At 74.8% G+C, this 12,336-nt stretch carries 14 protein-coding genes and 1 tRNA gene; 9 read left to right on the top strand and 6 right to left on the bottom strand.

Annotated features, from left to right (window positions below; all coding sequences use genetic code 11):
• The first annotated feature begins 76 nt into the window (after positions 1-76).
• Both RSE42_RS07145 and RSE42_RS07140 read left to right on the top strand, forming a co-directional pair.
• On the top strand, positions 77-757 hold the full coding sequence (locus tag RSE42_RS07145) for an energy-coupling factor ABC transporter ATP-binding protein (protein WP_144722865.1): 681 nt from the start codon (positions 77-79) through the stop codon (positions 755-757).
• Positions 754-1,353: a CbiQ family ECF transporter T component gene (locus RSE42_RS07140; RefSeq protein ID WP_415298388.1), complete on the top strand. Its 600-nt coding sequence runs from the start codon at positions 754-756 to the stop codon at positions 1,351-1,353. Before RSE42_RS07145 ends, RSE42_RS07140 begins: the two co-directional genes overlap by 4 nt.
• Before the next feature lie 98 nt (positions 1,354-1,451).
• Here the strand turns inward: RSE42_RS07140 and RSE42_RS07135 are convergent, their stop codons facing one another.
• The 3 genes from RSE42_RS07135 to RSE42_RS07125 are packed head-to-tail and all read right to left on the bottom strand — an operon-like array spanning position 1,452 to position 4,179.
• Positions 1,452-2,774 (bottom strand): MFS transporter, encoded by a 1,323-nt coding sequence (locus RSE42_RS07135; protein WP_415298386.1) that lies wholly within the window; start codon positions 2,772-2,774, stop codon positions 1,452-1,454.
• Positions 2,771-3,394, bottom strand: coding sequence for an ArsR/SmtB family transcription factor (locus RSE42_RS07130; RefSeq protein WP_211933861.1), 624 nt, complete (start codon positions 3,392-3,394; stop codon positions 2,771-2,773). The genes RSE42_RS07135 and RSE42_RS07130 overlap by 4 nt, the downstream gene beginning before the upstream one ends.
• A gap of 47 nt (positions 3,395-3,441) precedes the next feature.
• Positions 3,442-4,179: a phosphatase PAP2 family protein gene (locus RSE42_RS07125; RefSeq protein ID WP_415298384.1), complete on the bottom strand. Its 738-nt coding sequence runs from the start codon at positions 4,177-4,179 to the stop codon at positions 3,442-3,444.
• A gap of 234 nt (positions 4,180-4,413) precedes the next feature.
• Here RSE42_RS07125 and RSE42_RS07120 point away from each other — a divergent pair, with 234 nt between their 5' ends.
• The 3 genes from RSE42_RS07120 to RSE42_RS07110 all read left to right on the top strand — a co-directional run bounded on the left by RSE42_RS07120 (position 4,414) and on the right by RSE42_RS07110 (position 5,558).
• The gene (locus tag RSE42_RS07120; RefSeq protein WP_157446647.1) at positions 4,414-4,554 is read left to right on the top strand and encodes a hypothetical protein; all 141 of its coding nucleotides are present in this window, start codon (positions 4,414-4,416) and stop codon (positions 4,552-4,554) included.
• 182 nt (positions 4,555-4,736) lie between these two features.
• Positions 4,737-5,390 carry an oligoribonuclease gene (gene orn, locus RSE42_RS07115; protein ID WP_415298843.1) on the top strand — a complete coding sequence of 218 codons (654 nt, stop codon included), beginning with the start codon at positions 4,737-4,739 and terminating at the stop codon, positions 5,388-5,390.
• Between the two features lie 92 nt (positions 5,391-5,482).
• A tRNA-His gene (locus RSE42_RS07110) sits at positions 5,483-5,558 on the top strand.
• 86 nt (positions 5,559-5,644) lie between these two features.
• Here RSE42_RS07110 and RSE42_RS07105 read toward each other — a convergent pair.
• Positions 5,645-6,286: a LysE family translocator gene (locus tag RSE42_RS07105; protein ID WP_076406664.1), complete on the bottom strand. Its 642-nt coding sequence runs from the start codon at positions 6,284-6,286 to the stop codon at positions 5,645-5,647.
• A 228-nt stretch (positions 6,287-6,514) separates the two neighbouring features.
• Here RSE42_RS07105 and RSE42_RS07100 point away from each other — a divergent pair, with 228 nt between their 5' ends.
• From RSE42_RS07100 to RSE42_RS07085, 4 genes are all read left to right on the top strand, one after another.
• Entirely contained in the window at positions 6,515-7,348 is an 834-nt protein-coding gene (locus tag RSE42_RS07100) for an ABC transporter ATP-binding protein (protein ID WP_034654058.1), read from the top strand.
• Positions 7,345-7,986, top strand: a complete 642-nt coding sequence (locus tag RSE42_RS07095) for an ABC transporter permease (protein ID WP_021482821.1) — start codon at positions 7,345-7,347, stop codon at positions 7,984-7,986. The genes RSE42_RS07100 and RSE42_RS07095 overlap by 4 nt, the downstream gene beginning before the upstream one ends.
• Positions 7,983-8,714, top strand: coding sequence for an ABC transporter permease (locus RSE42_RS07090; RefSeq protein WP_415298381.1), 732 nt, complete (start codon positions 7,983-7,985; stop codon positions 8,712-8,714). Before RSE42_RS07095 ends, RSE42_RS07090 begins: the two co-directional genes overlap by 4 nt.
• A 78-nt stretch (positions 8,715-8,792) precedes the next feature.
• Positions 8,793-9,716: an ABC transporter substrate-binding protein gene (locus RSE42_RS07085; RefSeq protein ID WP_061268544.1), complete on the top strand. Its 924-nt coding sequence runs from the start codon at positions 8,793-8,795 to the stop codon at positions 9,714-9,716.
• 69 nt (positions 9,717-9,785) lie between these two features.
• On the opposite strand, the gene RSE42_RS07080 is transcribed toward RSE42_RS07085, so the two are convergent.
• Together RSE42_RS07080 and RSE42_RS07075 are read right to left on the bottom strand one after the other, a co-directional pair.
• A complete protein-coding gene (locus RSE42_RS07080; protein WP_415298378.1) occupies positions 9,786-10,712 on the bottom strand; it encodes an ATP-grasp domain-containing protein in 927 nt (308 codons plus the stop codon).
• A gap of 59 nt (positions 10,713-10,771) precedes the next feature.
• Positions 10,772-12,331 carry a dihydrolipoyl dehydrogenase family protein gene (locus RSE42_RS07075; RefSeq protein ID WP_415298376.1) on the bottom strand — a complete coding sequence of 520 codons (1,560 nt, stop codon included), beginning with the start codon at positions 12,329-12,331 and terminating at the stop codon, positions 10,772-10,774.
• Positions 12,332-12,336 lie beyond the last annotated feature (5 nt).

Below are 12,336 nucleotides of genomic sequence, written 5' to 3'. Positions count from 1 at the left end.
GCGACGCCGGGACCGCCCGGCCGAGGCCGCGGCACCCGCGCCCGAGCTCCCGCCGCAGGACGGTGCGGCGGGCTGCGTGGTGCGGCTCGAGGACGTGCACGTGCGGCTCGGCGAGCGCGACGTCCTGCGCGGCGTGAGCCTCGAGCTGCGCGAGCGCCGGGTCGGCGTGGTCGGGGCGAACGGCTCGGGCAAGAGCACCCTGGCCCGCCTGCTCAACGGGCTCGTCGTGCCCACTGCAGGGCGCGTGCTCGTCGACGGTCTCGACACGCGCCGCCAGGGCGCGGCGGTGCGGCGGCGGGTGGGGTTCGTCTTCACCGACCCGGACGCGCAGATCGTCATGCCGACCGTGGCGGAGGACGTCGCGTACTCGTTGCGCGGCGTCCCCGCGGACGAGCGCGCCGCGGTCGTGCGGCGCGCCCTCGCCGCACGCGGCCTGGCCGAGCACGCGGACCATCCCGCGCACCTGCTCTCGGGCGGCCAGAAGCAGCTCCTCGCGCTCACCTCCGTGCTCGCGGCGGGACCGCGCCTCGTCGTGGCCGACGAGCCGACCACGCTCCTCGACCTGCGCAACACGCGCCGCGTCGCCGCCGAGCTCGCGTCCCTCCCCCAGCAGGTCGTGCTCGTCTCGCACGACCTCGCGCTCATGGACGCGATGGACCGCGTGCTCGTGGTCGACGGCGGGCGCGTCGTCGCGGACGACGCGCCGGGCCCGGCCGTCGCGCACTACCGGCGCATGGTCGACGCGGGGCCGGGATGACGCCGGGCGGCTACCGGCCGGGCACCTCGGTGCTGCACCGCCTCCCGGCCGGGGCGAAGCTCGTCGGCCTCGCGACGGCGTCGGGCGCGGTGCTGCTCGTGTCGTCACCGGTCGCGGTGGGGGTCGTGGTCGTCGTGGTCGCGACGCTCTACACGCTCGCGGGGGTGGGGGCCCGCGCGGCGTGGGAGCAGGTCCGACCGCTGCGGCTCGTCGTGCCGGTGCTCCTCGCGGTGCAGTGGTTCGCGCTCGGTCCCGCCGCCGCGGTGGTCCTCACGACCCGCCTCGTGGCGCTCGTCGCGCTCGCGGGCCTCGTGCTGCTCACGACCCGCACGGCCGCGGCGCTCGCGGCGATCGAGCGCGGGCTGCGCCCGCTCGGCCGCGCGGGAGTCGACGTCGGCCGGGTCGCGCTCGTCCTCTCGCTCGCCGTGCGCTCCGTCCCGGTGGTCGCGGCGCTCGCGCAGCGCGTGCGGGACGCGTGCCGCGCGCGCGGCCGGGAGCACGACGTCCGGGCCTTCGCCGTCCCGCTCGTCGTGGGCGTCCTGCGCCAGGCGGACGCGCTCGGCGACGCGCTGCGCGCCCGCGGCCTCGACGACTGAGGCCGCCCCGGCGTCGTCTCGCCGGTGGTCCCGGTGCTGCGCCTCGCTGCTGTTCCCCGCCGTTGCGCTCCCGCCGCTGTGCCCGCCGGTCCGTCCCGCTAGCGTGCGCCGACGACGGCGCGGCGGCCGCGCAGGGCGAGCGCCGCGGCGACGGCGATGCCCGCCACGGTCACGACGAGCAGCGCCCGGTAGTCCACGACCCCGACGAGCGCGGCCCCCACCACGGTGAGCAGGAGCTGGGGCACGTTGAGCAGCATGGTGCTCGCCGCGGCCACCCGGCCCTGGAGCGCGGGTGGCGTGCGGAGCTGGCGCTCGGTGACGAACCCGACGATCGCCCACGTGACGCCGAGGCCGACGCCGCCGAGCCCGACGACGACCGCCACCACGCTCGTGCCGGTCGCCGGGACGATGCCGAGCGCGAGCACGACCAGCCCCAGCGCGACGAGGCGCTGCGCGCCCCACCGGGCCGCGAGCCGGGCGGCGGTGAGGCCGGCCACGATCGCGGTCACGGCCTGGACGGACGAGACCGGGCCGAGCAGCGCGGCGGGCAGGCCGAGGCCGTCCTCGACGATCGCGAGGCTCACGGCGTTGAGCAGGCCCACCGCCCCGAACGCGACGACGAGCGCGACGGTGAGCACGCCGAGCGGGGCCGTCCGCGCGAGGTGCCGGAAGCCCGCCGTCACCTCGGCGAGGTACGGCTCGCGCTCGTCGGCCGGCGGTGTCTCGCGCACCCGCACGCGCGCCACCACCGCGGCCGCGACGACGAACGCGCCCGACGCGGCCAGGACGAGCGGCCACACGCCCGCCATCGCGTAGGCACCCGCGCCGACGACGGGCATGAGCAGGCGGAACACCTGGTCGATCGTCGTGAGACGGCCGTTCGCGGCAGCGAGCGCGTCGTCGGGCAGCATGTCGCGCACGAGCCCGGACTGCGCCGCGGACGTCGCGAACCCGACCCCCGAGTACACGACCGTCACGAGGAGCACGAGCCACACCTGTCCCGGGCCGCGGACGAGGAGGAGCGCGAGCAGCACGGCCGCGCCGACGAGGTACGTCGCGACGAGCATCCGGCGGCGGGACACCCGGTCGGCGAGCTGGCCGAGGAACGGCGACGCGAGCGCGGGCAGGCCCAGCGCGGCGAACACGAGCCCGGCCGCACCGTTCGATCCCGTGAGGTCCTTGACCCACACGGCGAGGATGATCGCGAGCACCGAGTCGGCGAAGTTGGTGAAGCCCCACGCGACGGAGAGCAGCCGGAAGGGGCGCCCGCGGAGCGCCGCCCGTTCGTCCGGTCCCGGCGTCGTGCTCTCGCGCTGCGGCGCGGACGCCCCGGTCGCCCTCTCCCCGGTCGCCGTCGGCGCGGCGGTCGACGTCGGCGCCGCGGCCTGGTCCGTGGCCGCCGGCTCGGACGGCGCGGTCACCGGGGGTCCGCGGGCGGGTCGGCGTTGACGACGGCGAACAGCCGCGCCGGTCGCGCGCCCTCGGGGCGCAGCGCCGGGTCCTCCCAGCGCCCGGCGAAGCGGTCGGTCAGGGCCTCGACCTCGCGCGCGAGCGCGTCGAGCTCCTCGCGCGTCGCGTAGAACGACGACGAGCTGAGCGTGGAGGCGAGCAGCCACCCCGGGTCGTCCGCCGCGGCGCGGGCGAGCCACGCCCGCACGCGTGCCACCTCCTGGCCGAGCACGAGGTCCGCCACGGCGCTCGCCGCGGGCAGCGACTCGGGCACGTCGGGGTCGAAGCGGGTCTGGCGCCCGCGCCCGACCGTCCGCCACGGGCGCTCCTTGCCGCGCCGCTCGGCGGCCTCGACGTAGCCGTACTTCGCGAGCATGCGCAGGTGGAACGAGCAGCTCGCGACCGACTCGCCCGTGACCTCGGCGCAGCGCGTCGCCGTGACCTCGCCCTCGTCGTCGAGCAGCGCGAGGATCCGCAGGCGCAGGGGGTGCGCGAGGGCGCGGATGCTCGCCGGGTCGGTCGCGACGACCGGCTCCGGCGGGGTCGTGCTCGCGGGGGTGCCCGGCGCGGGGCGGTCGGCAGCGGTCGTCATGGCGACGACGCTACGTCACGAAAGTTATCTTGCGCAAGGGTTCTTTCTTAAGCGTCGCCGGGCTCCGCCTCGACGGGCCGCGAGGATGCCTCCGGTCGAGCCAGCAGGTCGTGCACCCGGCTGACCGCGACCACGACGCCGAGCACCGCCACCGCCAGGCAGAGCCCGGCGAGGACGTCCGTGAGGAAGTGGTACCCGAGGTAGAGGCGGCTCAGCGCCACGGTCCCGACGACGAGCACCGACGCCACGACCCAGACCGTGAGCACGCGCGCGTCGCGGTGGCGGTGCCACACGAGGTAGCCCCCGACGAGCACGAGCGTCGCCGCGCCGATCGTGTGGCCCGACGGGAACGAGAACGACCGCTCCACCCCGGCCACGACCATCGAGACGTCCGGGGGGCGCGGTCGCGCGATCACGGCCTTGAGCACGCTCGAGACGAGGGTCGCGAGCAGCATCGCCCCGGCGAGCAGGCCTGGCTCCCACCACGTCCCCGAGCGGCGGGCCCACACGATGCACCCCACCGCCACGAGGACGGGCAGCACGAACGGGCCGAACACGTTCGTCACGACCGTCAGCACCCCTGTCGCGACCGGCGTCCGGTGCGCGACCATCCAGGCCAGCAGCGGCTCGTCGAACCGCCAGAGGTCGTCCCGCTCCCGGACCGAGTCCAACAGTCCGGCGAAGCCCAGGACGCCGACCAGGACCAGGAGCACCCCCGGCCAGACGCTCACGAGCACCGCCCGCGGCGACGTGCCCTCCTTCGACCCGCTCGTCGTCGCACCCATCCCCGGAGGCTACGGAACGCGGGCCGACGACGCAGCGCGGCACGGTCCCGGGCCGACCCTCCGACGGACCGGACGGGCCCGCGGGCGGTCCTGGCGAAAATCCCGTGCGCCCCCGGCGCCCGGCGTGGTCGTATGAGCACACACCGCGGTGGCGTCCGTCCGGTCCGTACCGGGCGGTGGAGGGTCCGGCCAGACCCACGAACCCAGCGTCACGAGAGCAGCACCATGCATCCCTTGATCACGTACGACGTGGCGGCCCTCAGCCGTCGCGAGCAGCTGCAGGAGCAGACCCTGCGCCGGTCGCAGCTGCGCCGCACCACGACCCGCGTCCCGGCGCACACCCGGCAGGCCCGCCTGTCGCGCCGCACCGCATGACGCGCACCGAGCGCTCGTCGCACCGGGGGCACACCCCGCCGGGCGAGAGCGCGACCCGTCGAAGGCCTCGGCCGTCCGGACCCCCCGTGGACCGGACCGCCGGGGCCTTCCTCGTGCGCGACTAGGCTGTGGGCGTGAGCCCTGTGAACGCGAACGAACGCATCGTCTGGATCGACTGCGAGATGACCGGGCTCGACCTGGGCGCCGACGCCCTCGTCGAGGTCGCCGCGGTCGTCACCGACTCCGAGCTCAACGTGCTCGGCGACGGGGTCGACGTCCTGGTCCGCCCCCCGGCCGAGGCGCTCGAGCAGATGGGCGACTTCGTGCGCCAGATGCACACGACGTCCGGCCTCCTGGACGAGCTCGACGCGGGCCTGACGCTGGCCGAGGCCGAGCAGCGCGTCCTGGACTACGTCCGCACCTGGGTGCCGGAGCCCGGGAAGGCGCCCCTCGCGGGGAACTCCGTCGGGACCGACAAGGCGTTCCTCGACCGCGACATGCCGGCCCTCATGAGCCACCTGCACTACCGGATCATCGACGTCTCCTCCGTCAAGGAGCTGTCCCGCCGCTGGTACCCGCGCGCCTACTTCTCCTCTCCCGAGAAGCACGGCGGGCACCGCGCGCTCGCCGACATCCTCGAGAGCATCGACGAGCTGCGCTACTACCGCGCCGCCGTCTTCGTGCCCGCGCCGGGCCCGGACTCGGCGACCGCCCGCAAGATCGCGGAGCAGGTCGTCACGACGAGCGTGACCCGGGGACGCACGCGTCCCGCCGAGGGCGCCGACGCCACCGACGGCCCGGCCGTGGCGACCGTCACAGGAGCCGGCGAGGCCTGACGCGAGAAAGGCGTCCAGGAGCACCTCCCGGACCGGGTACACTTTTCGACGGCCGGTGCTCCAGGCGCCGGTCCGTGAGCACGGCTCACATGGTGGGTATAGCTCAGCTGGTAGAGCACCTGGTTGTGGTCCAGGGGGTCGCGGGTTCAAGTCCCGTTACTCACCCCAGACGGCGAGGGCCGGCCTCCGTACGGAGGCCGGCCCTCGTCGCGTCCCGGGCCCGACGAGCCCTGCGTCGACGCGCTCGGGGCCGCTCAGGGCGCGCGGTGCGACGCGACGGCGAGGACGCCGCCGAGGCCGATCATCATCCCGCCGCCCGCGGCCCGCACCGCGCCGAGCCGTCGGGGCGAGGACGCGAACCACGAGCGGGCCGCGCCCGCCGCCAGCGCCCAGACGCTGTCGCACACGAACGCGATGACGGTGAAGACGAGCCCGAGCACCATCATCTGCCCGGGCACGCGGCCCGCGTGGAAGTCGGTGAACTGCGGCAGCACCGCGACGAAGAACACGATCGTCTTGGGGTTGGTCACCCCGACGACGTAGCCCTGCCGCACCACGCGCCACCAGGGCTCACGTACGGGGGCGGCGTCGACGGCGACGGTCCCGTCGCGCCGGTGACGGATCGCCTGGACGCCGAGCCACACGAGGTAGGCGGCCCCGACGAGCTTGACGACCGTGAAGATCGCGACCGACGTCGCGACGACCGTCCCGACCCCGAGCGCCACCGCGACCACGAGCGTGAGCGCGCCCAGCTCGTTGCCGAGCACGCTGAGCACGCCGCCGCGGTGGCCCAGCGTGAGCGAGCGGCCGACGACGAAGAGCACGCTCGGGCCCGGGATCGCGACGAGCACGAGGGACGCGAGCGCGAAGGCGAGGAGGGCGTCGAGGTGGGGCACAGCGCCACGATAGGCCGCAGCGTGACGCACGTCACGGGCGAATCCGCGCGGCAGGCCGGACGCACGGCGGCGACCGCCGCCCGTGCGGAGGCCGCCCGCGCGGTCCGGGTGCGGCGTGTCGGTGGTTCGTCGTACGGTCTGGGGGACGCGCGGCATTGCGCTTGACGAGCCGAACCGCGGTCGTGGTTGGGTGGAGGCCGTTCACCGACTGTCGGGAGGCAGCGCCCCATGATCGAGTTCCGATCGGTCACGAAGACGTACCCCGACGGCACGGCCGCGGTCGCCGACTTCGACCTCGTCATCCCACCCCACCGCACCACGGTGCTCGTCGGCTCCTCCGGGAGCGGCAAGACGACGCTCCTGCGCATGATCAACCGGATGGTCGAGCCCACGTCCGGCACGATCGAGATCGACGGCAGCTCCGTCCTCGACCGCGACCCGGTGAAGCTGCGGCGCAGCATCGGGTACGTCCTGCAGAACGGGGGGCTGCTCCCCCACTACAAGGTCGTCGACAACGTGACGACGGTCCTGCGCCTGGAGGGCACGCCCCGGAGGCAGGCGCGCGAGCGCGCCCTCGAGCTCCTCGACACGGTCGGCCTCGACCGGGCGCTCGCCGACCGCTACCCGAGCCAGCTCTCGGGGGGCCAGCAACAACGCGTGGGCGTCGCCCGCGCGCTCGCCGCGGACCCGAACATCCTGCTCATGGACGAGCCGTTCGGCGCGGTGGACCCCATCGTGCGGGCCGAGCTCCAGACCGAGACCATCCGGCTGCAGCGGGAGCTGGAGAAGACGGTCGTCTTCGTCACGCACGACGTCGACGAGGCCTTCCTGCTCGGCGACCAGGTCGTGATCCTCGAGAAGGGGGCGCAGATCGCGCAGATCGGGTCCCCGAGCGAGATCCTCGAGAACCCCGCGAGCGAGTTCGTCGCGAGCTTCATCGGTGCCGAGCGCGGCCGTCGTGCGCTGCGCACGAAGCGGACGGACCACGGCACGGTCCTCGTCGACGGCGCGGGACGGACCCAGGGCGTGCTCGTCGGCGACGCCCCCGAGGACGGCGCATGACCTGGGTCCTGGACAACCTCGACCTCATCGGCCGACTGACCGTCGAGCACCTGCGCCAGTGCGTCGTGCCGATCGTGCTGGGGTTCGTCGTCTCGATCCCGCTGGGCTGGCTCGCGTTCCGGTTCCGCCTCACGCGGGGCCTCGTGCTCACGCTCGTCGGCCTGCTCTACACGATCCCGTCGCTCGCGCTCTTCGCGCTGCTCCCGCCGCTCCTCGGCATCAGCTTCCTGTCCGAGGTCAACCTGGTCGTCGCGCTGACGATCTACGCGGTGGCGATCATGACGCGGTTCGTCGCCGACGCCCTGGCGTCGGTCGACCCGACGGTCCGGCAGGCGGCCCTCGCGGTCGGGTACGGGCCGTGGCGGCGCTTCTGGCAGGTGGACCTCCCGCTCGCCGGCCCGGTCGTGCTCGCCGGGCTGCGCGTCACGGCCGTCTCGACCATCTCGCTCGCGACGGTCGGCATCCTCATCGGGATCGACAACCTCGGCTATCTCTTCACCAACGGCTACCAGCGACAGATCGTCCCCGAGATCCTTGCCGGCGTCGTCGCGGTCGTCGTCATCGCCCTGCTCGTCGACCTGCTGCTCGTGCTCGCCGGACGAGCGGTCATGCCCTGGTCCCGGAAGGTGCGCGCATGAACGTCTTCTCCGACGCGGTCGCCTGGATCTTCTCCCCCGACCGGCTCACGGGCGCGCTCCCGCTGCCCGAGGCGATCTGGACCCACCTCGCGTTCACGTTCGTGGCGGTCCTGATCGCCGCGGCGATCGCGATCCCCGCGGGCTGGGCGATCGGCCACACCGGGCGCGGGCGGGAGGTCGCGGTCGCCCTCTCGGGCGCGGCGCGCGCCGTGCCCTCGTTCGGGCTCGTCCTGCTGCTCGTGCTCGTGCTCGGGGTAACGCACAAGGTCGCCGCGTCGGTCACGGCGTTCGTGCTCCTCGCGGTCCCGCCCATCCTCGCGGGGGCGTACGCCGGTATCGAGGCCGTCGAGCGGCGCGTGGTCGACGGCGCCCGGTCCGTCGGTATGACCGGTCGCCAGGTGCTGTTCCAGGCCGAGGTGCCGCTCGGGCTCCCGCTGCTCATCGGCGGGCTGCGGTCCGCGACGCTCCAGGTCGTCGCCACCGTGACGCTCGCCGGCTACGTCGGCAACTGGGGACTCGGCTTCTACATCGTGCAGGGCATCCAGATCCGCGACTTCTCCCAGATCCTCGGTGCGGCCCTCGTCATCGTGGTGCTGGCCGTCGTGCTCGACGCGCTGTTCGCGATCCTCCAACGGCTCGTCGTGCCGCGCGGCGTCACGGCGGGCCGGTCCGCGGAGGACTCCCCGTCCCGGCGGCGCCGCCGCGCCCCCGAACCCACCACCGCCTGACGCGGACGGCGCTCCCCCGCCGCACGCGTCGAACCGATCCCTCCCGGTCCTCGGGACGGCCCTCAGAAAGGCAGACACATGCGCACCACCCGACGCACCGCCGCCCTCGTCGCCACCGCGGCGACTGCCGTCCTCGCCCTCACCGCCTGCGGCGGCGGGTCCGACCCGCTCGCCGAGGACACCACGAGCTCCGACGGCGGCGGCAGCGCCTCGTCCGACACGATCGTCGTCGGCTCGCAGGCCTACTACTCGAACGAGATCATCGCGGAGATCTATGCGCAGGCGCTCGAAGCGGAGGGCTTCACGGTCGAGCGCAACTTCTCGATCGGCCAGCGCGACGCGTACATGCCGGCGCTGGAGAGCGGCGAGGTGCAGCTCTTCCCGGAGTACACGGGCAACCTGCTGCAGTTCTTCGACCCGGAGACCACGGCGACGTCGCCCGACGACGTGTACGCGGCGCTCCAGGAGGCCCTGCCCGACGGCCTCACGGTCCTCGACCAGTCGACCGCCACGGACCAGGACTCCTACAACGTCACCGAGGCGTTCGCCACGGAGAACGACCTCACGAGCCTGTCCGACCTCGCCGGCCTCGACGTGCCGCTCACGCTCGGCGGCCCTGCGGAGCTCGAGCAGCGCCCCTACGGCCCGCAGGGGCTCAAGGACGTCTACGGGGTCGACGTGTCGTTCGTCGCGACGGGCGACACGACCGTCCAGGACCTCGTCGCCGGGACCGTGAACATCGCCAACGTGTTCAGCGCGGACCCGCGCATCCAGACGGAGAAGCTCGTCACGCTCGAGGACCCGGAGGGCCTGTTCCTCGCCTCGAACGTCGTGCCGCTGGTCAACGCGGACATCGCCGACGAGATCGCGGACGTCATCAACCCGGTGAGCGAGGCGCTCACCCCCGAGGGCCTCGTCGCCCTCAACGTGGAGTCCACGGTCGACCAGCGTTCGCCCGAGGACATCGCCGCGGACTGGCTGTCGGAGAACGGCCTCGCCTGACCGCACGACAACGGCGGCCCGTCCCGGGATCGGGACGGGCCGCCGTCGTCGTGGGCGAGCCCGCTCGGGTCAGCGCGCGACGCGCGCCGCGATCGCGTCCGCGAACCGGTCGAGCGACCCCGGGGCGAGCGCGAGGAACAGCGACGGCTCGGTGAGCTCGAGCTCGATGACGACGACGCCGCCGTCGTCGTTGCCCGTCACGACGTCCACGCGCGCGTAGAGGAAGCTCGCCGGGTCCCCGCCGCCGACGGCGTCGGCCGCCACGGCCAGGGCGCGGCGTGCGACGTCGAGCTGCTCGTCCGACGCGGTGAACGGGCTCATCTCCTCCTGCTGGTAGAGGCCGCGCGTCGGGCGGTGCGGGCCGGTGAGCAGGGCGTTCTTGCGCACGGCGTGCGAGAACTCGCCGTTGACGAAGACGAGGCCCGTCTCCCCCGCGGTGTCGACGCTCGTCACGTAGGGCTGCACCATGACCTCGCGCCCGGAGACGAGCAGGTTCTTGGCGTGCTGGATCGCGAGCCCGCGCGAGTGCGCCTCGCCCGCCTGGTACCGGCCCGTGTCCTTCGCGCCCGCGCTGACCACGGGCTTGATGACGAAGTCGCCCTGGGCGGGCAGGCGCGTGTGGATCGCGCGCGAGGAGAGGTTGCGCGCCGGGTCGAGCCACAGCGTCGGGATGACGGGGATGCCCGCGCCCTCGAGCTCGCGCAGGTAGCCCTTGTCGGTGTTCCAGCGCAGCACCTGCTCCGCGTTGAGGATGCGGGGGACCCGGTTCGCCCACGCGACGAACTCGTCGCGCCGGGCCGAGTAGTCCCACGTGGAGCGCACGACGACGGCGTCGAACGCGGCCCAGTCCACGTCGGGGTCGTCCCAGACGGCGGGCTGCGCCGCGACGCCCCGGGCGTCGAGCGCCCGCACGAGCGGCGCGTCGTCGGGGTCGAGCTGCGGGAGGACGGAGCACGTCGCGAGGGCGACGCGCGGGGCGGTGGTCTCGGTCGTCACGTCCCCGAGCCTAGGCGACCGGGCCGCGGCGCGGGCGCCGGGCCCGCGCCGGACGGTCCCTACAGCCCGTACTCCTCGAGCAGGCGCAGCCAGACCTCGCTCACGGTCGGGTACGACGGCACGGCGTGCCACAGCCTGCGCATCGGGACCTCCCCCACGACGGCGATCGTCGCGGCGTGCAGCATCTCCGCCGCGTCGGGGCCCACGAACGTGGCGCCGACGACGACCTCGCGCGCGGCGTCGACCACGAGCTGCGCGCTGCCCGCGTAGTCGGTGGAACGCACCGAGGAGCCGGCGACGTTCGCGAGGTCGTAGCGCACGACGCGCACGTCGAGGCCCGCGTCGCGAGCGGACGCCTCGGTGTGCCCGACGGCCGCCACCTCGGGACGGGTGAACACCACCTGGGGGGAGGCCACGGCGTCGGCCGTCGCGGCGAACCGCGACCACGGCTCGGGGTCGGCGCCGACGGCGGGCGGTCGCTCGCCCGCGGTCGGGGCGTCCTCAGCGTCGGGGTCGCCGAAGCGCGCGGCGACGACGTCGCCCGCGACGCGGCCCTGGTACTTGCCCTGGTGGGTGGTCGCGACGCGACCGGTGACGTCGCCCGCCGCGTACAGCCACCCGGTGCCGGCCTGCGACCCGAGCCCTTGGACGAGCATCGTGTCGTCGACCTCCAGCGCGCGGCCGAGCGCGAGCCCGACGGAGTCGACCCCGAGGTCCTGGGTGCGCGGCACGCGGCCCGTCGCGACGAGCACGCGCTCGGCCGTGACGGGCGCCAGCTCGGGCGCGTCCCCGCCGTCCGCGGGACCGGCGGCCGCGAGGACGAGCCGCACGCCGCCGTCGGGCAGGGGCTCGACGGCCTCCGTCGACACGCCGAGCCGCACGTCGACCCCCAGCTCCCGCAGCGACGCGGCGACCGCCTGGCCCGCCCAGGGCTCGGTGCGCCCGAGCAGGCCGCCGCGCGAGAGCACGGTCACGTGCGCCCCGAGGTCGGCGAACGCGACCGCCATCTCGGTGGCGACCACTCCCCCGCCGACGATCGCGAGCGACTCGGGCACGTCCTCGACCGCGGTCGCCTCGCGGCTCGTCCACGGGTTCGCGTCAGCCAGCCCGGGGACGTCGGGCAGGACGGGCACGCTGCCCGTCGCCACGATCACCGCGTGGCGGGCCGCGAGCCGGCGGGTGCGCGGCAGGTCGTCCGGGTCGGCGTCGGGCTCCTCGGCGACGACCTTCACGAGCCGCGGGCCGACGATCCGCCCGAGCCCGCGCACGAGCGTGAGGCCCGCACCCTCGACCCAGGAGACCTGGCCGGAGTCGTCCCAGTCGGAGACCATCTGGTCGCGGCGCGCGAGGACGGCGGCGACGTCGAGGTCGTCCCCGACGGCGACGCCCGGGACACCTCGGGCTTCCGCCCGCACGGCCCCCGGTCGGAGGAGCGTCTTGGACGGCATGCACGCCCAGTACGAGCACTCGCCGCCCACGAGCTCGGCCTCGACGAGCGCCACGCTCAGGCCGGTGCGCGACGCGCGGTCGGCGGCGTTCTCGCCGACGGGCCCGCCGCCGATCACGATCACGTCGTACGTCTCGTCAGGGGTGGTCTCGGGCTGCGCGTCGGACGTCATGGGCC

Source organism: Cellulosimicrobium sp. SJTW-1 (assembly GCF_047716875.1).
GTDB lineage: Bacteria > Actinomycetota > Actinomycetes > Actinomycetales > Cellulomonadaceae > Cellulosimicrobium > Cellulosimicrobium funkei.
Note: the sequence above shows the minus strand (reverse complement) of the source record. Positions and strands in the feature narration are given on the sequence as shown.